The 23448-nt window shown below is 39.4% G+C and carries 22 protein-coding genes; 8 read left to right on the top strand and 14 right to left on the bottom strand.

Annotated elements, in window-relative coordinates:
• Positions 1–79 precede the first annotated feature (79 nt).
• From CWC11_RS00365 to CWC11_RS00350, 4 genes are all read right to left on the bottom strand, one after another.
• Positions 80–2020, bottom strand: coding sequence for a putative bifunctional diguanylate cyclase/phosphodiesterase (locus CWC11_RS00365; RefSeq protein WP_138681132.1), 1941 nt, complete (start codon positions 2018–2020; stop codon positions 80–82).
• A gap of 229 nt (positions 2021–2249) precedes the next feature.
• Positions 2250–3089: a glutathione-dependent disulfide-bond oxidoreductase gene (gene yghU, locus CWC11_RS00360; protein ID WP_138681131.1), complete on the bottom strand. Its 840-nt coding sequence runs from the start codon at positions 3087–3089 to the stop codon at positions 2250–2252.
• A gap of 71 nt (positions 3090–3160) precedes the next feature.
• Entirely contained in the window at positions 3161–3742 is a 582-nt protein-coding gene (locus CWC11_RS00355; RefSeq protein ID WP_138681130.1) for a rhomboid family intramembrane serine protease, read from the bottom strand.
• A gap of 122 nt (positions 3743–3864) precedes the next feature.
• The gene (locus tag CWC11_RS00350) at positions 3865–4548 is read right to left on the bottom strand and encodes a type 1 glutamine amidotransferase domain-containing protein (RefSeq protein WP_138681129.1); all 684 of its coding nucleotides are present in this window, start codon (positions 4546–4548) and stop codon (positions 3865–3867) included.
• 170 nt (positions 4549–4718) lie between these two features.
• On the opposite strand from CWC11_RS00350, the gene CWC11_RS00345 reads away from it, so the two are divergent.
• Positions 4719–5642 carry a LysR family transcriptional regulator gene (locus CWC11_RS00345; protein WP_138681145.1) on the top strand — a complete coding sequence of 308 codons (924 nt, stop codon included), beginning with the start codon at positions 4719–4721 and terminating at the stop codon, positions 5640–5642.
• Between the two features lie 11 nt (positions 5643–5653).
• Here the strand turns inward: CWC11_RS00345 and CWC11_RS00340 are convergent, their stop codons facing one another.
• The 5 genes from CWC11_RS00340 to CWC11_RS00320 all read right to left on the bottom strand — a co-directional run bounded on the left by CWC11_RS00340 (position 5654) and on the right by CWC11_RS00320 (position 11385).
• Positions 5654–6388 carry a dienelactone hydrolase family protein gene (locus tag CWC11_RS00340; RefSeq protein ID WP_138681128.1) on the bottom strand — a complete coding sequence of 245 codons (735 nt, stop codon included), beginning with the start codon at positions 6386–6388 and terminating at the stop codon, positions 5654–5656.
• 76 nt (positions 6389–6464) lie between these two features.
• A complete protein-coding gene (locus CWC11_RS00335) occupies positions 6465–7796 on the bottom strand; it encodes a glycerophosphodiester phosphodiesterase family protein (RefSeq protein WP_138681127.1) in 1332 nt (443 codons plus the stop codon).
• 55 nt (positions 7797–7851) lie between these two features.
• Positions 7852–8715 carry a carboxylate/amino acid/amine transporter gene (locus tag CWC11_RS00330; RefSeq protein WP_171038381.1) on the bottom strand — a complete coding sequence of 288 codons (864 nt, stop codon included), beginning with the start codon at positions 8713–8715 and terminating at the stop codon, positions 7852–7854.
• Positions 8716–8829: 114 nt separating this feature from the next.
• Positions 8830–10965 (bottom strand): M3 family metallopeptidase, encoded by a 2136-nt coding sequence (locus CWC11_RS00325; RefSeq protein WP_138681125.1) that lies wholly within the window; start codon positions 10963–10965, stop codon positions 8830–8832.
• 213 nt (positions 10966–11178) lie between these two features.
• Positions 11179–11385 carry a hypothetical protein gene (locus CWC11_RS00320; RefSeq protein ID WP_058547334.1) on the bottom strand — a complete coding sequence of 69 codons (207 nt, stop codon included), beginning with the start codon at positions 11383–11385 and terminating at the stop codon, positions 11179–11181.
• A 196-nt stretch (positions 11386–11581) separates the two neighbouring features.
• Between CWC11_RS00320 and CWC11_RS00315 the strand changes: the two genes are divergently transcribed.
• From CWC11_RS00315 to yegD, 6 genes are all read left to right on the top strand, one after another.
• On the top strand, positions 11582–12442 hold the full coding sequence (locus tag CWC11_RS00315) for a mechanosensitive ion channel family protein (RefSeq protein ID WP_138681124.1): 861 nt from the start codon (positions 11582–11584) through the stop codon (positions 12440–12442).
• A 417-nt stretch (positions 12443–12859) separates the two neighbouring features.
• Positions 12860–15118, top strand: a complete 2259-nt coding sequence (locus CWC11_RS00310; protein ID WP_138681123.1) for a TonB-dependent receptor — start codon at positions 12860–12862, stop codon at positions 15116–15118.
• A 105-nt stretch (positions 15119–15223) separates the two neighbouring features.
• On the top strand, positions 15224–15523 hold the full coding sequence (locus tag CWC11_RS00305; protein ID WP_058547337.1) for a hypothetical protein: 300 nt from the start codon (positions 15224–15226) through the stop codon (positions 15521–15523).
• A gap of 53 nt (positions 15524–15576) precedes the next feature.
• On the top strand, positions 15577–16233 hold the full coding sequence (locus tag CWC11_RS00300) for an HAD family hydrolase (RefSeq protein ID WP_138681122.1): 657 nt from the start codon (positions 15577–15579) through the stop codon (positions 16231–16233).
• Positions 16234–16266: 33 nt separating this feature from the next.
• Positions 16267–17109, top strand: a complete 843-nt coding sequence (locus CWC11_RS00295) for a DNA ligase (protein WP_138681121.1) — start codon at positions 16267–16269, stop codon at positions 17107–17109.
• 62 nt (positions 17110–17171) lie between these two features.
• Positions 17172–18536 carry a molecular chaperone gene (yegD, locus tag CWC11_RS00290; RefSeq protein ID WP_138681120.1) on the top strand — a complete coding sequence of 455 codons (1365 nt, stop codon included), beginning with the start codon at positions 17172–17174 and terminating at the stop codon, positions 18534–18536.
• Positions 18537–18549: 13 nt separating this feature from the next.
• Here the strand turns inward: yegD and CWC11_RS00285 are convergent, their stop codons facing one another.
• The 3 genes from CWC11_RS00285 to CWC11_RS00275 are packed head-to-tail and all read right to left on the bottom strand — an operon-like array spanning position 18550 to position 20891.
• On the bottom strand, positions 18550–19014 hold the full coding sequence (locus tag CWC11_RS00285) for a methylglyoxal synthase (protein WP_058547341.1): 465 nt from the start codon (positions 19012–19014) through the stop codon (positions 18550–18552).
• Between the two features lie 42 nt (positions 19015–19056).
• Positions 19057–19701, bottom strand: a complete 645-nt coding sequence (locus CWC11_RS00280) for a LysE family translocator (protein ID WP_138681119.1) — start codon at positions 19699–19701, stop codon at positions 19057–19059.
• Positions 19698–20891, bottom strand: a complete 1194-nt coding sequence (locus CWC11_RS00275; RefSeq protein ID WP_131692378.1) for a multidrug effflux MFS transporter — start codon at positions 20889–20891, stop codon at positions 19698–19700. Before CWC11_RS00275 ends, CWC11_RS00280 begins: the two co-directional genes overlap by 4 nt.
• Before the next feature lie 182 nt (positions 20892–21073).
• Between CWC11_RS00275 and CWC11_RS00270 the strand changes: the two genes are divergently transcribed.
• On the top strand, positions 21074–21547 hold the full coding sequence (locus CWC11_RS00270) for a hotdog fold domain-containing protein (protein WP_138681118.1): 474 nt from the start codon (positions 21074–21076) through the stop codon (positions 21545–21547).
• A 9-nt stretch (positions 21548–21556) separates the two neighbouring features.
• On the opposite strand, the gene CWC11_RS00265 is transcribed toward CWC11_RS00270, so the two are convergent.
• Both CWC11_RS00265 and CWC11_RS00260 read right to left on the bottom strand, forming a co-directional pair.
• Positions 21557–22042 carry a bactofilin family protein gene (locus tag CWC11_RS00265; RefSeq protein WP_138681117.1) on the bottom strand — a complete coding sequence of 162 codons (486 nt, stop codon included), beginning with the start codon at positions 22040–22042 and terminating at the stop codon, positions 21557–21559.
• A complete protein-coding gene (locus tag CWC11_RS00260; protein ID WP_138681116.1) occupies positions 22032–23195 on the bottom strand; it encodes a M23 family metallopeptidase in 1164 nt (387 codons plus the stop codon). Before CWC11_RS00260 ends, CWC11_RS00265 begins: the two co-directional genes overlap by 11 nt.
• Positions 23196–23448: the final 253 nt, after the last annotated feature.

Below are 23448 nucleotides of genomic sequence, written 5' to 3'. Positions count from 1 at the left end.
CTATAAAAGGTTTTCTCAGTGTAAGTAATTGTAATATTTTGTTTAATTAAATGTATATTTAGGAGGGGTGAATAAAACGTTAGCTACAAAGTTTATTTTGCTCATTTAAATATGAGTCTACAAATGCTTGCTCCATAGGTTTTGAAAAGTAGTAACCTTGTAAGTGAGATACGCCAATATCTGTTAGTGTGTTAGATTGCTCTATTGTTTCTACTCCTTCTGCAACTACCATAAAATCGAGCGAAGAGGCCATCTGAACGATTGCATGGATAATACTTAAACCACGTTTATCCATATTCTGAATAAAGCTTCTATCTATTTTTACTATATCTACACCTATATCTAACATGCTAGAAAGCGATGAATACCCAGTGCCAAAATCATCAATTGAAATACAAAAACCTTGCTTTTGTAGTGCTTTTACAGCGGTTAAAAATGTGAGTTTGTCTTCTGCGAATACAGATTCAGTAATTTCAATATGTAAATTTTTAGGCTCTACGTCATAAATTTTTACTATATTAACAACTTTAGTCACAAATTCAGGGTCTTGGAGTTGAATGACTGATACATTGACACTCACTGCAATGTGAGGTTTTAAGTGGTTAAACTTTTGAGCCTGGACACATGCTTGCTGTATTACCCAAAGCCCTAGTTCGGTAATTAAACCGTATTGTTCCGCAATTGCTATAAACTCATCGGGAAAAATATTTTCTCCATCAAGCTGCCAACGTAATAACGATTCAAATGACGTAACTTTATTTGTTTTACTATCAACAATGGGTTGGAAAACAAGCCTCAAACTATTTTCTTTGATTGCATTGGCTAAGCGGTAGCTTAATAGGGCTTCGCGTTCCTGCTTGAGTCTAAGAGAATCGTTATAAATATTAACGTTACTTTTTGCTATGCGTTTTTGATGGTACATAGAGATATCAGCAGAACGAATTAATGTATTTAGTTCACTGCCATGCTCAGGGTACATAGCAATACCGATAGTGGCTGAAACCCATTTTTGGTATTTATACTTTTCATGTTCTGCACCAATACTTAGTAGTACGTTATTAGCAAACTCTAGTAGTTGCTCTTTACTTTGGTACATAGTTAAAATTAAAAATTCGTCACCACCCCACCTGCATTTATACAAGTGCTGATCGCATACGTTACTAATTCTACGGGCGACTTCTTTTAATACTTTATCGCCTACTTTATGCCCTAAAGTGTCATTTATTTGCTTAAACCCGTCTAAGTCTACAAATAATAAAGCAAATGGCTCGTCTGGATTTTCCCTTAAGCGCTTATTTGCATTTTTTAAAAATGCGGTTCTGTTTAAAAGATTTGTAAGAGGGTCTGTGTTTGATAAACGATAGATTTCCTCTGTTCTTCGCTCTACTTTATCCTCCATTTCATCGAGTAATTCTCTATTTTGATTTTTTAACCTTATTGCGCTTTGTGTGAATGTGGCGGACTTATAAGATGAAGCTATCATGATAGCGGTAAAGGTTAATCCCAAAATACCTAAAACATAATTATAGTTATCATCAGACAGCGTTAATAAAAAAGAGTAGGGCGCTAATAAAATAAAACTATAAAGCACGGCTGTAATTCTACTTCCAGATAACAAGTTGGCAGAGCCGCCAGCAAAAGCAGATAAAATAGCAATGGTAGTTGTTATTTCTATGGTGGATGAGCTGCTATGAAACCAAAGCGCGTAACCGCACCATGAAATAGAAGTTAAAATACATCCAATTGAAAAACGCTTTAGGTAGTTATTTGCATAAAATAATGGATTATTTTTTTTATCTTTTACGAACCAAATGACATCAATAGCGCGCAGGGCTAATAACGAAATCATAATAGTTAGCCACACCCCTTTTTCATGGGATGTTTGTTGGTTGCTTAAATCAAATGCAAAAACCAGTATAAAACTTACAACAGTGGAAATAGCAATGCCTGAAATAGCATTAGAGTATAAAATTTTAACTGCTTCTCTGCGTTCTTCACTATTTAAATTTCTATATGGCACTAAGTAAAACCTTATGCAAAAACTACGTTTGTTAATGTTGTAGCTTTGAAGAAAATACACCTGATACTAGAGATAAAAATGCATTAAACACATTTATTCGCAAGGTGTTAGTTATTGGTATAAAAATAAATATAGTTTATGAGCTTAAAAGAAAAAAGTGCAGGTAGTAAAAAGGCCCATAATAATTATTATGGGCCTTTTAAATAATGTTGATTATACGATTTAGTTTTTAAAAATCGCTATCGTTATGGCGCTCTGCCATTTGTTCTTCTTCAGGCCCCCAAACACGGTTTACACGGCGTCCGCGCTTAACAGCAGGACGCTGCGATACTTGCTTAGCCCAGCGCATAACATGCGTATAAGAAGCTACATCTAAAAATTCGGCTGCATCGTAAAGATCCCCTAGTACTAGTGAGCCATACCATGGCCAAATTGCAATGTCGGCAATTGAGTATTCATCGCCTGCCATGTATTCGTTTTCACTTAAATGGCGGTTTAGTACATCAAGTTGGCGCTTAACTTCCATTGTAAAACGGTCAATAGGGTATTGCATTTTACTCGGCGCATAACTATAAAAGTGGCCAAATCCGCCACCTAAATAGGGTGCAGATCCCATTTGCCAAAATAGCCAGTTGCGACACTGCGTTTTAGCTTGGAAGTCTTTTGGAATAAGTACATCAAATTTTTCTGCAAGGTATTGAAGTATTGAACCTGATTCAAAAATACGGGTAGGGGGCGTTGTTGAATGATCCATTAATGCTGGAATTTTTGAATTAGGGTTAATATCAACGAAGTCAGAACCAAACTGATCGCCTTCACTAATATCAATTAAATATGCATCGTAATCAGCATCGGTGCAGCCAAGCTGTAAAAGCTCTTCAAACATGATTGTTGCTTTTTGACCATTGGGTGTTGCTAATGAATAAAGCTGAAATGCATGCTCACCAATTGGTAGGCTTTTGTCATGAGTTGCGCCTGCAATAGGGCGGTTAATATTTGCAAATTTACCGCCACTTTCACTTTCCCACGTCCAAACTTTTGCTGGCGTGTATTCGTTATCGTTGCTCATATAAACCTCAATTAATTTAATTTATTTACTGATAAATAATAAGTAAGGGCTAAAAGGATAATTAAAAGACCTTACCTGCCTTTTAAGCGATCTGACTTTGCAAGCTTATAGCCTAAAAATAACCCACTTAATGCACCAAATAAGTGGCTTTCAAACGAGACATGAAAGCGCTGTGGTAATACGCCCCAAATAAATCCGCTGTAAAGCACAGCAACTGCTATTGCAATTATAATGGATTTGAATGAGCGCCTAACTACGCCGTAGCAAAGTATAAAACCCCATAAACCATATATAACGCCGCTTAAACCAACATGAAAGCTACTACGGCCAAAAGCCCAAACTAAAAGGCCACCAACTAGTGCGGTAAATATAAACACGTTGTAAAAGCGTTTTACGCTGTATTGGCAAATTAGCAAACTTAATACAATAAACGGGATCATGTTACTTGCAAAGTGCCACCAACTGCCGTGTAAAAACGGCGCGCATAAAATACCAATTAAGCCTTGAACGCTGCGCGGATAGATACCTAAACCATTTAATGTAATACCCGGTAAACTATTAATTACCTGTAATATTAAGCAAATAAATACAATACTGAATATTGCAAAGCGTGTACTACTAATAAGTGAATACGATGAAGGCTTAGCGGCCATTTAAACGTCCTAGTGGAATTATTTTGTACCAGTATAGGAGTTAGGTTTAGCTATTAAAAGCGATTTAATGCCTGTGCTATAAAGTATAAGAGCGGTACTGATTACCGCTCTTTAAAGTTTAATTAACTAAGTTTAGCTAATAATTTTTTAGCGGCTTGTTCAGAGCTTGCAGGGTTTTGACCTGTGATCACTAAGCCATCTTCAAGCGCTAATACACCCCAATCGTCAGTTTTTTGATAATCGCCACCTTTTTTGATTAGCTCATCTTCCACTAAAAATGGCACGATATCGGTAAGCTGCACTGCGGCTTCTTCTGAATTAGTAAAGCCTGTTACTTTTTTACCTGCAACTAAGGCATTGCCGTCTGCATCTTTAACATTTAAAAAGGCTGCACTAGCGTGACATACCGCTGCCACTGGTTTTTGTGATTTTACAAAGTCTTCGATAAGAGAAATTGAATCTGTGTTATCGACTAAATCCCAAAGCGGGCCGTGGCCGCCTGGGTAAAATACCGCGTCAAAGTCGCTCGCATTTACTTCATTTAGCACTTTAGTATTTGCCATTAGAGTTTGTGCTGCGCTGTCTGCATCGTAGCGTTTAGTTGCATCTGTTTCAAAATCAGCAAGTGTGCTTGTCGGGTCAATAGGTGGTTGTCCGCCCGCAGGTGAAGCAAGTGTTACGTCTGCGCCTGCATCTACAAATGCGTAGTAAGGGGCTGCAAATTCTTCTACCCAAAAACCTGTTTTTTCACCTGTGTTACCAAGCTCTGAATGTGACGTAAGTACCATAAGTATTTTTTTAGCCATGACAATATTCCTTCGATTATTGAGTAAATTAATTAATGTTTGGTTTTCACCAAAGCGTTGTAAATACTATATGCACTTAAAAGGCTTTAAACAACGATGATAAATTTAACTTTATTGGTTTATTAATTGATACAATAATGGCATTGAATAGGCAAAAGCTGGGTTTTGTTATGAAAGTGTCGTTTGAGCAACTTAAAAGTATGGTGGTGTTTGCACAAATAGTAGAGCAGGGCAGCTTGACAGCCGCTGCTAAACAGTTAGGTTTAACACGCGCTGTGGCAAGTTATCATTTAAAAAAACTCGAAACACAGTTAGAAGTAACATTGCTTAACCGCTCAACCCGCACAATGGCGTTAACCGAAGCCGGCATCGCTTATTACGAGCGCTGTAGAGTGATCACAGAGCAAGCCAATGCGGCAAATCAGCAAATAGAAAACATTAAAAGTGAGCCGCAGGGCTTATTAAAAATTAGCTGCCCGGTTAATGTTGGTATGCAATTAATAGTGCCTGCGATTAATACGTTTAAACGCCAATACCCTAAAATTGACATAGACTTACAGCTAAGCGATGACGTGGTCGATATTATTAAAAATGGCTTTGATTTTGCCATACGTGGTGTTGCGTTAAGTGACTCTAACTTACAAGCGACTAAATTAACCACAATGAGCACTTGCATATGTGGCTCCCCAGATTATTTTGAATATTTTGGTAAGCCTAAAACTCCACAGGCGTTAGCTGCTCATAAATGGGTCGTTTATCAATTGGGCAGTAAAACATTAACCCTTCAAAAAGAGGGCAAAAAACACGACATTACAATGCAAGGCGGCTTAAGCACTAATAATGCGGCGGCTCGTACGGCATTTGTAGAGGCAGGGCACGGGCTTGGCCGTATTCCGCTTTATGACGCGTGGCCTAAAGTACAAGCAGGGCTGCTAGAAATAATACTTGATGACTATAAAAGTAAAGATATAGAGCTTTATGGTGTGTTTCCGCCAGGGGCCGCTGGCTCTAAAAAGCTTAGGCTGTTTATTGATTACTTAAAAGCGTATTTTGTAAAACAGCACACCGCGTTGGGCATGCTGAAAAACGTTTAAAAGGCTTTGTGTTAAAGCATGCGGCTAAATAACGCAACAGCTTGCTGATACATAGTGATTGCAAGTGCGGCATCGTAGCGCTCGCCCTCATCACGCATAAAGGCATGCTGCGCGTTTACTTCTTGCCATTGGTAGTTAATACCCGTAGCTACACATTGCTGATAAATTTTACTACGGCCTTCCTTTGGTACATGTGGGTCTTGTTTACCCCAAATAAAGTGAATTTCACCTTGAATATCGGCCATGCGTTCAAATGAGCTATTTCCCGCTTGAGCTGGTAACGTATCGCTGTGAATATCGGTTGCGTATAAGCAAAATGCGGCTTTTATGTGTGGGTTTATCGCGGCTCTGTAAGCTAAATGCCCGCCAATACATACACCCATAGCCCCTAGCGTACCTGTACAGTAATCTTGCTGTTTTACAAAGTCGATAAGCGCTTGTGTGTCGCTATCGTGGTGCTCAAGTGGCTTTTCCCACTTATCGGCATTGCCTTTATCTTTACCTGCATCGTCGTAGGCAAGTACAGTGCCGATAGGGTTTAGCTCATGAAATACCTCAGGTACTAATACAACAAAACCATGGCTTGCTAAAATAGCGGCGCTACGAGCAATGGGTGCTGTTTGCTGAAAAATTTCTGAGTAAAAGATAATAGCGGGGTATTGGCCCTGTGCTTGTGGGCGGTAAACGGTGGTTCGCATTAAACCAGTGGGTGTGTTTAGGTCGGTATTATGGTGTTGGACTATCATAAAGCGCTCAGTTAAATAATTAATAAGGTTATGGTAACTGAGCGCAAAAAAATAAACGACTACTGATACTGGTTTTTTAAATGCTTGCTGGCATTTTATTACAACTAGCGTAATAACTTACCGTTGCTGGCCAGTCAGAAAATATAGCCATAACGCCCACATCTTGTGCCAGTACATCAACAACTGTCATCATATCGCCATCGTTATCTATTACATCCGCTATTGATTGATAGTAATAACCACCGCCTTCGTTAAGCGGTCCTGAGCGCTCAAGGCTCCATGCTATAAGTTCAAGGCCTGCGGCTTTTGCATCAATAGCATATTGAGAAGGCACAATATCATTATTGTTATCGATACTTAACATCATCCAAATAGGGGGTGCTAAAATTTTAACGCCATCGGTAACCAGTTCTTCCATACTTGGCTGCCACGTATCTGGATTACTTGGATCAAACCCCGCTTCGCTGTCGCGCCCATCTAAATAAACACTTTGATTAGCAAAGTTCGGGTTGTTATTTATCCAGTATTTAACATCATCAAGATTAAATGATTGCGGATAAACACGATTACTCGGTACATCTAATTGGGTGTACTCATCAAGCATTTTTTGCGCATAATGCTGCTGCGTCATGCCATCAAAAGGCATACTTATTTGCGGCGATTTAAGCTCTGGGGTCATTTTTACATCAAGCGCTTTAAACAATTCAATACTTTGCTTATGAGTCATTAAAGTACCGCTTGTGGCGTATAAATCTGTGCGCCAGCTGGGCGTGCCTTGCATGTATTCATCGACAGTAGTGGCTTGTGGATCAGCCCCATCCATTTTGCCTTCAAGCGTTAAAAACTCCGCTAAACTTATATCACTGGTACAACATTTAGCTGAAGCGGCAATACCATTGGCAGAGTCCGCGGGTGTAAAAGGGACGCTACATTTAGCAGCAAGTTCAGGCATAGCTAAAATATTAGTGGTGGTGTGTAAATCGCATTGTGAATGGCGACACACTAGCTCTTTGTCGCTTGTAAATGTTACATCGCATTCAATAACACCCGCGCCCATTCGGGCGGCAGCAGTATAAGACTCTTTAGTGTGCTCTGGGTATTGCATAGGGGCGCCGCGATGCCCAATAGAAAAGTCAGTTCTATAAAAGGGGCCATCTTTACACGACTCTAATTTAGTTTTTAATTCGCCCTCATCCATATCATCAATAAGATAATCGGCGCGAGTGCCTAACTGAATGTCTGGCGCATCGCCTTTTGCCACTTCAACAATAACAGGCGTGGGTACTTCAATTACTTCTACTGTGGTATTGGTAACAACAACGTCTTTTTCGACTACTTTTACATCGTCGTCGCAACCGCTTAGAAGCGCAAGTGCTAAAGAGCTCATTATTAGGGTGATATGTTTCATGTTTGTTCCTTAACGTTATTTTCCTCAACCCTAACCAGATTTAATGACAAATTAGCTACACTGATGTGACGTTCTGTTTATTTGACCCTATTTGATTAATTATTAGTGCTGCCAACATAATAGCCCCACCAATAGATAACCTTATAATGTCGGCATCTTTATTCCAAATGAGTACGTTAACTATAATTCCGGCTGGGATCAGCAGGTTATTCATTACCGCTAATGCACCAACGTTTACTTTGGTTGCCCCTTTATTCCATAAAAAGTAACCAAGGCCCGATGCAATAACACCTAAGTAAATAAGTATGCCCCATTGGGTAGAAGTGCTTGGTAATTTGTTGGAATTACCAAATAACGCATAACACATTGTAGCCACAATAAGCGCGCCTATAAAAAACCAGCCAAATACGGTTTTATCATCAAGTTTATTATTTGCCATTAAGCGCTTGTACGTAACTTGCCCGGTTGCAAAGCTAAGGTTAGCGCCTTGAACGAGTAACAGCCCCATAATGAAGTTACTATTTAGGTTTTCCCAGCGAATAGCCACAGCGCCTAGCACGGCTATTAAGGCGACTATAAAAAAGCGGGGGTTAAAGTGTTTGTTTAAGCCATCGTTTAGAAGTGTAATGTAAAGCGGCGTCATTACTGTAAATAGCAGTACTTCTGGCACGGTTAAATATAAAAACGAATGGTAGTAAAAACTGTACATTACGCCTAGCTGCACCGCGCCTATTAGCATAAGTTTAAGTGCAACGGGTTTTGGGGTATTTTTGAGTTTTAAAAAAGGTAAAAAAATAAGTGTTGCCAACGCTATACGTATTAAAACGCTAAACCATGCGTCAACTTGGCCTGCTAAATACACACCAATTAAACTAAACGAAAACGCCCAAAGCAAAGTGACTGCAAATAAGTACTGCATAACCATCATCTTTTAAAAAATATTGAGCTAAGTTTATCTGTTATAGGTGAGGGTATAAACAATAAAAGCCCGCAAGCGGGCTTTTATAAAAGTGAGCTTAATAAACTAAGTTATTTACTCAACTAAACCACGGCGCTTAAGTAGCGCGTCTGTCGTTGGCTTTTGACCTCTAAACTCAATGTAGCTTTGCATTAAGTCGCGGCTATTACCTTTAGATAGGATTTCTTTACGGAAGTTGTCACCGTTTTCACGCGTTAAACCACCATTGTTTTCCATATGCGCAAATGCATCGGCTGCAAATACTTCAGTCCAAAGGTATGCGTAGTAACCTGCTGAATAACCACCTGCAAATGTGTGGCTAAAATAGTTTGACTTATAACGCGGTGGTACAGGGTAGTAATCAATACCGTGTGCTTTTAGCGCATCGCTTTCAAACTTTTGTACATCAGTAATCTTCTTATCTGAACCAAATGAGTGCCATTCCATATCAAGTAAAGCAGCGGCTAAATATTCAGTGGTACCAAAACCTTGGTTGAATTTTTGCGAAGCGAGTACTTTATCAAGTAATGCTTTTGGAATTGGCTCACCTGTTTTGTAGTGCTTAGCGTAGTTAGCAAGTACTGTTGGTTCAATCATCCAGTCTTCGTTTGCTTGTGATGGAAACTCAACAAAGTCACGTGCTGTAGCTGTACCCGCTAGGCTTGGGTATTTAACGTCTGAGAATAAACCGTGCGCCGCATGACCAAACTCATGGAACATAGTAGACACTTCATCGAAGGTCATTAGCGTTGGCTCGCCTGCCGCCGGTTTTGGAATGTTTTGTGCGTTGTAAATTACAGGTTTAGTGCCTTTTAAGCCACTTTGGCTAACGTATGCACTCATCCATGCACCGCCACGCTTACCTTCACGTGCATATGGGTCCATGTAGAATAAACCAATTGCACTGCCGTCAGCGTTAAATACTTCGTAGGCTGTTACATCTTCGTGATAAACCGGAAGGTCTTTACGCTCTTTAAATGTAATACCGTAAAGTTTATTCATCGCAAAGAATAAACCATCGTGAATTACAGAGTTCATTTCAAAGTATGGCTTAACTAGCGCAGGATCTAGGTCGTACTTTTCAGCACGTACTTTTTCTGCATAAAAAGCCCAATCCCATGGTTTAAGCTCAAAGCTTTCGCCAGAATCGTTAATCACTTTTTGAATTGAAGCGGCTTCAATTTTAGCTTTTTCAACTGCTTTTGGTGCTAGGTCATCTAAAATGCCGTACACGTTATCAGTTGTTTGAGCCATACGCGAAGTCATTACATACGATGCCCAATCTTTAAAGCCTAGTAGTTCTGCTTTTTGAGCGCGTAAGTTAGTTTCTTCAATAATAATTGGACCGTTTGTCTCGGCTGCACGATTAGCAGATGCAGTAAAAATTTGCTCACGCAAGTCACGGTTTTCAAGGCTTGATAAAATTGGCTGCTGTGTCGTGTTCACTAAAGTGATCATGTAGCCGTCTTTGCCTGCTTTTTTAGCCGCAGCTGCAAGACCTGCGATTTCACCTTCTGAAAGGCCTGCAAGTTTTGATTTATCTGTAACTACAATTACATCTTCTTTAAACGATTTTAAAATGTTTTGAGAAAACGCAGTCGAAAGCTCTGCAAGTTGCGAGTTGATTTCACGCATTTTTGCTTTTTCAGCGTCATTTAACTTTGCGCCGGCTTTTACAAATTGCTTGTAGTAAAAATCTACAAGGCGTTGATCTTCAGCGTTAAGCGAGTCTTTGTTGTCGTAAATGGTTTGTACGCGCTTAAATAATGCACCATTTAAGTAAATGTCATCAGAGTGAGCAGATAAAACCGGCGCCATTTTTTTACTTATACGCTGGTATTCATCATCTGAAATTAAACCAGAAAGGTTATAAAATGCAGCCGATACACGGTTTAGTAGCTCGCCAGACATTTCCATTTCAACTAATGTATTTTTAAAAGTTGCAGGAGCTGGGTTGTTGGCAATAGCTTGTACTTGTGCAGTATGCTGAGCAATACCAGCGTCAAAGCCGGCTTCGTAGTCTTTTGTACCAAACTTATCAAACTCTGGTGCCATGTACTGCAATGGGCTTGGTTTGAATAAAACATTGTTTGCGTTCATGTCTTGCACTTGTGCTGCGCTCTCTTTTGCCATGTCTTGAGGTTCGTTAGAAGAACAAGCCGATAGGATTAGGGCACTAGCAATAGTAGTGGCGATCAGGGTTTTACGCATAATAACTCCATAAAAAGATTAGCCGAAATAGGCTTTGCGAGTCGAAAAACCTAGTTAACTTATCAAATTTGGGGGTTTATACAATAAAGTTTATCGGTATTAAGCGGGATTTGAACGCAAATTAGCTAATAATTAGTATTAAGGTAGGTAAAAGTAGCTCTAAAATTAAACGTAAGAGCTACTTAATCATACGATTGTGTGTTTTGAAGGCGGTTAATTATAACCAAGAACAAATTTTCTTTCTGAGCCAAAGCTATTAGATTGCTGTCCAAACTCTTTATTAATAGTTGCTAGAGTTTGCTCTTGTTCGGCCAGCAAACACAAAACTTTATTTCGGTAATCTAGGCTGCTTTCAAACAATTTTAAATCTACCTGCGGCTGCAAAGTAGCGAGTCTTTGATTTAAGGTAAGTTGTGTCATATGTGATCTCCAGTGCTTGTACACTATTTATATAGCACTCGGTGCAATAAAGAGTTAATAAATTGTTCATAAAATTCATATTGAACTTATTAACTTGGCGTTTTAGTTATATTATGCCGTGCTAAGCTTAGCGAAAACTGAACCACACTGATTTTTAGTGAACAAATAACAAACAAAAAAGATATTGGGAACACTTATGACCCTCGAACAAATTAATCAATACTTAGCCTTTGTAATATTCACTTACAACGATGTGAATATTACGGTAGCAAAAGTAATTCAAGTGCCACTTATATTGTTTGCTATGTGGTTTGTAGTCACACGTATTGGCAAGCTTATTAAAAAAACATTACTCGCTAAAAAAATAAGCCAAGACGCAGTGCATTTGTTTACTCGTATTTACTTTATTTTAAGTATCGCTATTTTAATTTTTACATCGCTTGAAGTACTCAGTATCCCGCTGACGGCATTTGCTTTTGTATCCGGTGCAATTGCTATTGGTGTAGGTTTTGGTGCACAAAATATTATTAATAACTTTATCAGCGGTTGGATACTAATGTGGGAGCGCCCAATTCGCATTGGTGATTTTTTAGAAGTGGGGAACGCAAAAGGCGTAGTTGAAACTATTAATACGCGCTCTACACGTATTCGCCGAAACGATGGTGTACATATGCTTATACCTAACTCTCAGCTTTTAGAGAACACAGTAACTAATTGGACGCTAATAGATGGTAATGCACGCTCGTCGGTAAGCGTAGGTGTTGCCTATGGCTCAGATGTAGTGCTTGTTAAAAAGCTTATTCAACAAGTGCTTGATGATCATGACGCTATTTTAGCTAATCCAAAGTCATCGGTAATGTTTGATGACTTTGCCGATAGCTCTTTAGTATTTAACGCCATTTTTTGGGTTTGTGCTGAGTCTGAAACCATGCTTAGAAAGGTACGCAGCGATATCCGCTTTAGCCTTTATGACGTATTTGAAAAGCACAATGTTGTAATTGCGTTTCCACAGCGTGATATTCATATAGACGGCGAAATTGCTTTTAAAAGGTCGTAGTTTTGATAAAAAAGTCGCCTGCGGGTGACTTTTTTTATGAGTAATTACGATGTTTCTATTTTGGGTTAATATGTAAAGTAATCCATTTTACCTACTTTACTTCGCGATCTTCAATAAAGGACATATGTCCTCATTATTAGGTTTTTACATCTAAAAACAGATAAAAACGCATGTTTTTGTAGTTAAATGTTGCAAAAAAGTTTCTAATTTTACACATATTTATGCAGTAATATTATTACACAATGGTATAATATTAATCGTTCGTTCAGCCTTGTTACTCCGTTTTTGTACTCTCGGTGATGAGGTCCGCGCGCCATATAGCAAGACGCGAAAAATTGTACGAGCCCGCAATGAAAATACATTGCGCAACACAAAAAACCGTTGAACAAGAGTGCATACAAAAGGTTAATACCCGACATGAAATCATTAAAAAAAACTGCAATAGCGACCATTATTAATGCTGCTCTATTATCTGCTGCTGGCACATCCGTTTCGGCTTTCGCTGCTGAAGAAGATACCGCTAAAAAAAGTAATCAACTAGAAGTTATCCAAGTTACCGCTCGTAAACGTGTAGAAAATGCGCAAGAAGTACCTGTAGCAGTATCTGCATTACAAGGCGATAACTTAGATGCATATAGCTCAGCAGGTATGGATATTCGCTTTATGAGTGCGAAAATTCCAAGTCTTTCAATCGAATCTTCGTTTGGACGTTCTTTCCCTCGTTTTTATGTTCGTGGTCTGGGTAATACCGATTTCGATTTGAATGCTTCACAACCAGTTTCATTAGTTGTTGATGAAGTAGTTCAAGAAAATGCTATTTTAAAAGGTTTCCCGGTATTTGATGTAGAACGCGTAGAAGTATTACGTGGTCCTCAAGGTACATTGTTTGGCCGTAACACGCCGGCTGGCCTTGTTAAATTTGATACTGCTAAACCTAGTCAAGAATTTGAAGGTTACGGTGCTGTTTCTTACGGTAGCCGTGGCGCTGTAGATACAGAGGGTGCTGTAGGTGGCGCATTAACAGATCGTTTATCTGCACGTGTTTCACTACTATGGCAAGACAAAGACGATTACATTGATAACCAAGCGCCAGGTTTTGAAGCTAAAGACGAGCAGGGCGGCTACACAGAAAAAGCAGCGCGTATTCAGTTTTTATACGAAGGCGATGACTTTACTGCATTATTAAACTACCACACCCGTGATTTAGACGGCTCACCAATTGCGTTTCGTGCAAACGTTATTGAAGCAGGCTCTAATGATTTAGTAGACAACTACGAACACGATGTTGTTTATCAAGATGCGGCAGTACGCAATACTCAACAAGTTGAATCTGAAGGCGCAAGCTTAAAGCTTGAGTGGGATATTAGCGATGAGTACACTATTACCTCGATCTCAGGTTGGGAAAGTGCAGAAATTTACTCACGTGGAGACATCGACGGTGGTTACGGTTGTGGTTTTTGTGGTACTGACAACGGCCCAGGCTTTGTTCCTTACGAATCTGAAAGTGCTGATGGTATCCCTGAGCAAGACCAATTAACCCAAGAACTTCGCCTTGCGAGTAACTTCAGCGGAGATTTCAACTACCAAGTAGGTCTTTTTTACTTCGATGAAGAGTTAACGATTGAAAACTTCAATTACAGTACTCCTGATAACGGTGCTCTAAACGGTTACGTTCAACAGCAACAAGATACAACAGCATGGGCTATTTTCGGCTCTGCCGATTATATTTTTTCAGATAAGTTAAAAGTAACGGCAGGTCTGCGTTATTCTGACGATGAAAAAGATTTTGTAGCAGATCGTACAATTAGCCCAATTGGCGGTGGCGCTTTATACGTAGAGCGCAGTGTTAGCGACAGTCATGTTAGCTGGGACTTATCTGCAAACTACAAAGTAAACGAAGATGTAAACTGGTACAGCCGTGTTGCAAATACATTCCGTGCGCCTAGCTTACAGGGTCGTATTTTGTTTGGTGATGACGTAACAACAGCTGATTCAGAAACAGTGACTTCATTTGAAACAGGTATTAAATCAGACGTACTTGACGGTCAAGGTCGTGTAAATGCAACTGTATTTTACTACACAATGGATGACCAACAGCTTACAGCTGTAGGCGGTGGCGCTAACTTTAACCGCTTAGTTAATGCAGATAAAACAACAGGTTATGGTTTTGAGCTAGATACTGAGTGGGTGCTAAGCGATGAGTTTAATGCAACATTTAACTTAAGCTACAACAAAACTGAAATTAAAGATAATGATTTAGCAGTGTCTGCTTGTTTTCAATGTACAGTTACTGACCCAATTAATGACGCTGGCTTAGCTGTACTTGATGGCAATAGCTTACCGCACGCTCCTGAGTGGATTTCTAACTTTACGCTTCGTTACAACAAAGAGCTTGCTGATGGTAATTTCTTTGCATTAGGTGATATTTCTTACCGTAGCGAAATTAACATGTTCTTATATGAGTCTGTTGAGTTTGAAGGTAAAGCATTAACAGAAGTAGGTTTACGTGCAGGTTATGAGTGGGCTGAAGGTGACTACGAGTACCAAGTATCTGCTTTTGTTCGTAACTTATTTGATGAGCAACAAGTAATTGGTGCAATAGACTTTAATAACAATACAGGTATTGTTAATGAAGAGCGTTACATTGGCGCTGAATTTAAAGTTAACTTCTTCTAAAGATAACCTTAAATTATATTAATTTTTAAAAGCCTGCCTTGTGCAGGCTTTTATGTTTTTATAAAGCTGGTAAAGTAGCGTTAATTAATTTAAAGAGATAAAAAAATGGCTGGATTTTGGAATTATCGTGTAATTTTTTGTGAAGCAACGAAAGACGAAGCAGCGCAATATCAAATACACGAAGTAGAATATAACCTAAACGGTAAAGTGACTAACTGGTCTGAGACAGGTGCGGCACCTTTTGGTACAACGCTTGATGAGTTAAAAGATGATTCAATGCGTTTAAACACAGCGTTTGAAAAGCCTGTACTTAAAGTTGTACGCAAAACTCGTGGTTACGAGCTAGTTGATATTGAAACCGGTGAAGAAGCATTTGCTGAGCCGCCAGCAGGCTTAACACAGTAATACAAAAAAGGCGCCTAGGCGCCTTTTTTAACGCTAAAATTTAAGGAGTGAGGATGAGCTTAAACGCAATATTATTTGATATGGATGGCACATTAGTAGATTCAGAAAGCATGCATTTTGTGTGTTGGAGCCAGTTATTAGCCTCTTTTGGGGTGAGTTATAACGAAGTAGAGTTTTGCCAGCGATTTTCAGGGCGACCAACGCTTGAGGCCGCTATTGATATTAAAAACGAGCACAACTTATCAGTAAGTGCACAGTTTTTAGCAGACGAAAAGTACCGTTTATTTGGCGAGTACGTAAAAAGTAATTTACCTCCTATTATGCCTTTTGCTGAGCAAACACTAAAAGCTGTTAAAGAAAGCGGTTTAAAAATGGCATTGGTTACGGGCAGTGCGCGCAGCGAAGCCATGCCTATATTAAACGGGCTGGGCTTTTATGAGCTATTTGATACTGTGGTTACTAAAGATGATGTGATCAACCCTAAACCCGCAGGGGATCCTTACCTTTTAGCGCTTAAACATATTGATGTAGCGCCAGAGCATGCGATTGCTGTTGAAGATACCTTTACCGGTGTATGCGCTGCAAATAATGCACACGTTCATGTTGTTGCGATTGCAAATCACCATACGGTTGATCATGACTTTAGCAAAGCGACTTATCGCATGAAAAATTTAGGTGAGTTTTGGCAGTGGGTGCAATCTCAACTATAGTTTAAGCCTAATTTACTTTGCAGGGATGCAGTAATGGCTTTTATAAAGTACCTTTTAATTTTATTAAGTGTTGTGTTTACACACGCTATTTATGCGCTTCAGCCAGATGTGCTTTTAGCAAAAGTATATGACGAGTCTAAACATGGCAATATTGAAAATTACCTAGTCAGTGAAAAGTTTGACGGTGTAAGAGCTATATGGACGGGCGATAAACTAATTACCCGTAAAGGGAATGCCATAAATGCGCCAGCTTGGTTTATAGAACCGCTTCCGCCAACATGGCTTGATGGAGAGCTGTGGATAGCACGAAATAAATTTGCACTAGTCAGCGGTATCGTAAGAACCAAAATACCTAATAACCACGACTGGCAGAGCGTTGTGTATCAAGTATTTGATATGCCAGATCCGAGCATTCCTTTTAGCACTCGCTATCAAAATTACAGTCAATTAGTTGAGAAGCTTAATTTACCTCATATTAAAGCGGTTAAACAATATAGCTTTAATAGCCTTCAATTATTAACTAGCTATTTTAAAGACCTAACCACACAAGGTGCAGAAGGGGTTATGCTTCATCTTGCAAGTGCTAAGTATAAAAGCGGACGCTCTGATGCGCTATTAAAGTTAAAGCCTTACCTAGACGCTGAAGCAGTTGTAATTGAGCATTTATCTGGTAAAGGAAAGTATCAAGGTATGCTTGGTGCCATAAGAGTGAAAACATCGGACGGACAAGAATTTAAAATAGGTACTGGTTTTAGCGATGTGCAGCGTAAAAATCCGCCTTTAATAGGCAGTACAGTGACGTACCGATACCATGGGCTAACAAAAAATGGTTTACCGCGCTTTGCGAGCTTTTTAAGGGTAAGAGAACCTTTATAACATTTATAATTATTACAAAGTGTGCTAAATTGCGCGGCCTTTTTGGTAATGTGTGGTGAAGTATGTTTGTAGGTTTTGATTACGGTAGTTCTAATTGTGCTATGGGTGTTATGGACGAAGGACAGGTTCAATTAGTACCGTTAGAGCAAGGAAAACATTACTTACCTTCTACGCTTTACACTCATCACAGCGCTTTGGTTGTTGATTTTGTTGCTAAGCACTTACATGGTACAGCCCATGAGCAGGACTTTTTAACGCAGCGTCAGGCATTATTAAATACACTCCCACGCATTAAATCAGATCTTGATTTACAACCTTCGGACGAAACGCTTTTTATTGGCCGTGAAGCCATTAGTGAGTATGTACAGTTTCCTGAGGAAGGCTATTTTGTTAAGTCTCCTAAGTCATTTTTTGGCGCAACGGGCCTTAAACAAGGTCAAATTAACTTTTTTGAAGACATTGCAACCGCAATGATTTTAAAAATTAAACAGCGTGCAGAGCTCTCACTCAATAAAACGCTTACTCAAACTGTTATTGGGCGTCCTGTTAATTTTCAGGCTGTTGGCGGTGAGCAATCGAACCAGCAAGCTATAGGTATTTTAGAGCGAGCAGCAAAACGCGCAGGCTTTATAGATGTTGAGTTTTTATATGAGCCACTGGCTGCCGGGATCGATTACGAAAGTGATTTGAACCAAGATCAAAAGGTATTAGTTATTGATATAGGCGGCGGTACAAGCGATTGCTCGTTTGTACAAATGGGGCCTAGTTTTAGAGGTAATAGTGAGCGCGATAGCGACTTTTTAGCTCACAGCGGTAAACGCATTGGCGGAAACGATTTAGATATAGCGCTGAGCTTTCATGGTTTAATGCCGTTACTTGGTTTAGGTAGTACGTTTAAATCGGGCCTCCCTTTGCCTAATCAACCATTTTGGCAAGCGTGTAAAATTAATGATGTAAATTTACAAAGCCAATTTTATAGCGAAAATCATTACCGAGAATTAAGCGCCCAATTACGTGATGTAAGTGCACCAGAGCTTTACAAGCGTTTAATGCATTTACAGCAAAACAAGCAGGGGCATCAACTTGTACAGCAGGGTGAGGCGGCTAAAATAGCGCTTTCATCGGCAGGTGCTTTTGATTGTGATCTAAGCTTTTTAGATAATGGCCTTAATAAAAATTTATTGGTAAACGATTTAGCTGTTGCGGTGCAAAGTAGTATTAGCCAAATAGTAACGTTAGCAAAACAAGCAATTACTGATGCAGCAACAACACCAGATGTTATTTATTTAACAGGTGGCAGTGCACAATCGCCTTTAATTAAAGCGGCGCTGAGCGAACACTTAGGTGATATAAAAATGGTGAACGGGGATCACTTTGGTAGTGTTACAGCCGGCCTAACTAAATGGGCCAGCATGCTTTATAAGTAGCTTAAAAGAGTATTTAAAGACTGATTTGTCGGGTTGCGAGGTATTTTTCGTAATCTGGCAATGTACGCTCAAGTTCAGTATCCATAAGTGGTGAACTTAATAGCATATCTGCACTTACTTCATTACACGCCACCGGAATATTCCAAACAGCCGCTAAACGCAGCAATGCTTTAACATCAGGATCATGAGGCTGAGAAGCTAATGGGTCCCAAAAAAACACTAACACATGAATTTCATGCTCAGCAATTTTTGCACCTAACTGTTGATCGCCACCCATTGGGCCGCTTAATAACTGAATTACATCAAGCCCGGTGGTTTTTTCAATTAAATGTCCTGTAGTACCTGTGCCATAAAGAGTGTGTTTGCTAAGAGCATTTTTGTGCTTTTCGCACCATAGTTTTAGTGCGGCTTTTTTACCGTCATGGGCAACTAAGGCAATATTTTTATTTGCTGGTAACGACTGTGTTTTTTGTTCCATGCTGCATCTTATTATTAGTTAAGCAATACTAATTATTTGTAATTAATATAATAAATTTATGGCAAGCGCAATAAACACTATACCGGTGACTCTATCAATCCAAAGCTGACTGTTTGGATGATTCCTAAAAAACTGGGCAATTTTATCGCCAAAATAAATATACGTGCAGTCAATCGGAAAAGCAAAAATAGGATAGAGCAAACCAAAAAAAGCGAGTTGAAAAGTAGCTGATGATAAAGTTGGATCTACAAATTGGGGTATAAACGCAATAAAAAACAATGCAACTTTAGGGTTTAACACTTCGGTCATCATGGCCTGAAACATCACGTTAGATTTTTTACTTGTACTAATGTGTGGTTTTTCTTCGCCAGCGCAGTCGGTTGTGGAAGTAGGGCGCATTAATGTGCCTTTGATCATCATAAACCCTAAATAACATAAGTAAGCAGCACCAGCATATTGCACCGCGCTATAGGCCGTGGCTGAGGCTTTTAGCACTGCGCTTAAACCAATCACGGCAAAAAAGGTATGTACAACCCCACCTAAAGCAAAACCAAAAGCACTTTGCATACCGGCCGCTCTGCCATTGGCAAAAGTTTGTGCCATCAAAAATGCATTTGATGGCCCTGGTGCGACAGCCATTAAAAAGCTAGCCAATAAAAAAGAAACTAAAAAATCGGGATTAATCATGTTTTAGCAGGGTGTAACGTATGAGCTTTTTTACTCATTAAAATAAGCCACAGCGGTGCTAGCAGCAATAAATGAAATGCAATGAGCCAAGGTGTACTTAACCCTAAGTATTGAGTTAAAAATACCAGCATACTTGCTCCACTCATTTGCATTGCCCCAAGTAATGCAGACGCTGTACCAGCTTGCTTAGGAAAGCTTGAAAGTGCCATACCTGCTGCTGATCCCAAACTTAACGCAAAACCTAAAGCTGAAATTAAAATGGGTAACATAAGAGCAAAAGCTGTTTCTATATGGCTTAAGGCAAGCATTAAAATACCAGAAAAAACCAATAGGCTTACCCCTAAACGCAAAGCCCGTTGGCTATTACGTTTTATGTACATAGGCGTTATAAAACTTGCCACTATGCTCAGTACCGCATTTAAAGTAAACCAAAAAGTAAAGTCGGCAACGGTGCCACCTAAATAAGTAATGATCCAGCCCGGGGCGAGTGTTACATAAACCAATATGGCTGACATAGCGACCATGCACAGTAAACTATTGAACAAAAACACGGGCGTTTTGATAATAGGTTTAAAACGACGTAAATCTAAAATATGACCTTGGTAATGGCTATCGGCAGGGCGCGTCTCTCTAAAAAACAGTAAAGTAACGAGTAAACCTACAATGGCAAAAGCAGTTAAAAACATAAAGTTCATTCGCCAACCAAATTGCACGGTTAGCCACGCACCTAAAATAGGGGCCATAGCGGGTATAAAGCATACAATACCATTTAAATAGGTGATCATTTGCCCGCTGCGTTCGCTGCCATATTTATCGCGTACAATAGCGAATGCAACAACAAATGTGGCACACGCCCCTAAGCCCTGTAGCGCACGTGCAACCATTAAAATTTCAAACGAAGGAGCAAAGTAGGCGAGTAATGCCGAACCCGCATAAAGGCTAACCCCAACTATAGCGACAGGTTTTCGGCCAAATTTATCAGCAAGTGGACCTGCAATTAGCTGCCCTAAACCCACGGTTAACATAAAAATAGCGACGGTTTGTTGTACTTGTTGCTCTGATACAGCAAATTGCTCTGCGATAGTAGGAAAGGCAGGTAGGTAAATATCGATTGCCATTGGGCAAAAAATAACGAGTAGCGCTAAAATGAGCAGTAATACTAAATTGGGTTTAGCTGGGCGTGTTTGCATTGAGTCTCCTTTTGCTGGGTATTTTAGGTGTCCACCCATAAAAAAGAAAGGGCTTATGACCCCTGCATACGTCGTCATTCGTATTTTTTACTTAATTAGCTACAAATAGACTCTTCAATTATCTTTTTTAAACTGGTCTGATGTGTTAATTTTGAAAAATATATAAATGTTTGGAAATAATAATGAGTAATAAATCCGCACTTTTAAAAACATGGCAAAAATTTAAAAGCCTGCCATGTGGGAATTGGTTGTTTAGTAAAGCGGTATGCTTTAAGGCGCCTTATTTTGGCTCAATGAAACCGTACATACTCGATTTAAAAGAGGGACACTGTAGCGCTGTAGTAAAAAATCGTCGCAGCGTACACAATCATATTGGTACTATTCACGCTATTGCACAGTGTAACTTAGCTGAATTGTGTGCAGGCGTAATGGTTGATGCAACTGTACCTGTAAAAACTCATCGCTGGATCCCAAAAGGGATGACCGTTCAATATTTAGCGAAAGTAGATACTGATGTGACAGCAATTGCCGATATTGATTTACCGCATGTGTGGGTAGATAAAGAAGATTTGATTGTGCCGGTTAAGCTTTACAATACCCGCAATGAACTGGTGTTCACTGCAGATATTACAATGTATATTACTGAAAAAAAGTAGCGCTTAACTTTACTTAGTTTTGTCTGCGGCTTGTTTATTAACAAACGACAAGTCGCTATCGCTATCATCAAGTAATGCCTTTACTTCTTTTGCAGGTTTTGAATCATTACTAATTAATTCGGGTTCTTCTTTTTCAAACCGCTGCTTTAAGCTGCCCTCAATAATAGCGCCAGCGTCAATGCTTAGCGTATCGTGAAATACATCACCGTGTACGTGAGCACTACTTTGAATTTTAACTTCGCTTGCGTTAAGTGAGCCAATAATTTTACCTTTGACAATGACACTTTTAGCTTCAACTATGCCTTCAACAACCCCTGTTGAACCAATAACTAAATGTTCAGCTTTAATATCGCCGTCAATACGGCCATCTAGCTGAACTTCACCTTGGCTTGTTAAAGTGCCAGTTAAGCGCACGTCTTCAGATATAATTGAAGGTGTATGGTTAACTCTTTTTAAGCTAGTGTTATTTGTGTTTTGCTTTTTTTTACCGAACAAGAGAAAGCGCCTTTGTTATTTTTAGAGGATTGACGTGCTTGCCATCAATTAGTACTTCATAGTGTAAGTGCGTGCTTGTACTTCTGCCAGTGCTACCCATTAAACCAATAACATCATTTTTAGCAATGGTTTGGCCTTTTTTAACTTTAACTTTATTTAAGTGCCCAAAGCGAGTCACTAAGCCATTTTTGTGCTCAAGCTCTATAAAGTTACCATAACCGCCGTTTCGGCCAGCACGAAGGACTACAGCGTCCGCAGGAGCAAATATTTTTGTTTTGTGCCAACCTGCTAAATCAACCCCTTTATGAAATGCTCGGCGGCTGTTCATTGGATCTTTACGAAGTCCAAAATTACTTGAGATGTAGTATTTAGCGGCATCTAAAGGTAATGAGTTTGGTAACTCAGTTAAAAAGTTTTCTAGGTTATTTAATAATAATAGCTTATCGGCAATCGCTAAAAATTGCGTAGGAATTTTAGCTTCATCAAATAAATCCAGTGGACCACCTTGTGCAGCTGTTTTTGCACTTAATGTTAAGTGTTGCTCTAAAGCAGACTCAAGGCCTGCGCCTTTTAGCATGGCTAAAATAGCACTGTGGCGTTTATCTATTTCGCTATCAAGTAGCGCAAAATTGTTTTCGTAATGTTGTGTTAATTGCTGAGCACGTGCTGCAAACGTAATGGGAGTTATTAAATTTGCATGCTTATTTTTTTGTTCTTCATCAATTAAAGGCTCATGAAACTCACCTTTATCATCGTTAATTGGCGACTGAAGCTCATCATCAATTTTAATTGTTTCTTTACTAATTGAAGCGGGGAGCGATTCAATCATGCTTTGCAGTAGCGCTTGTTTTTGCTCAAGCACTGCGAGTTGTTCTAATTGTTTTGCATGTAAGGCTTGTTGCTCACTGGCTTTTTGCTGCCAAAGAGTTTGTTTACTTAATTGATTTTTTTCTATGTTAGAAATTTGGTTCGTTTGCGTATAAACACGAAAACTTGAAATGCTAACCCAGGCAATAGTCGCTAAAAGTAGAATTACTACGAAAAGTTGTAACCAAGAGGCTAAAACAACGTGCTTAACTTCGCCGTTTTGGCGAATAAGCAGCTGTCTAGCTGGGAATAATTTTTTATAAAAAGACTTTAAAGATACTGACATGGCATATAAATACTGGCTATTAACCGGATTAATGTATCAATCTGAGCTTAAAAAGCCAGAAAAAAATTGTAACTGTTCAAAATTTAATAAAAAAGGGCTGCTTATTAGGGCGTGTTGATCTGTGATGGTTGAATTTGCAGCAGCATGTTTGGTTTTTAGGCAAGGCGGAGCCTATGAAGTGTGGTTATTCCCCATTAATAGGCGATAACGCAGCATAAATGCCAAACATGCACTGCCCTTCGGGTTCTGCCTA

It is taken from the genome of Pseudoalteromonas sp. S3178, from assembly GCF_005886985.1.
GTDB classification, from domain to species: domain Bacteria; phylum Pseudomonadota; class Gammaproteobacteria; order Enterobacterales; family Alteromonadaceae; genus Pseudoalteromonas; species Pseudoalteromonas carrageenovora.
Note: the sequence above shows the minus strand (reverse complement) of the source record. Positions and strands in the feature narration are given on the sequence as shown.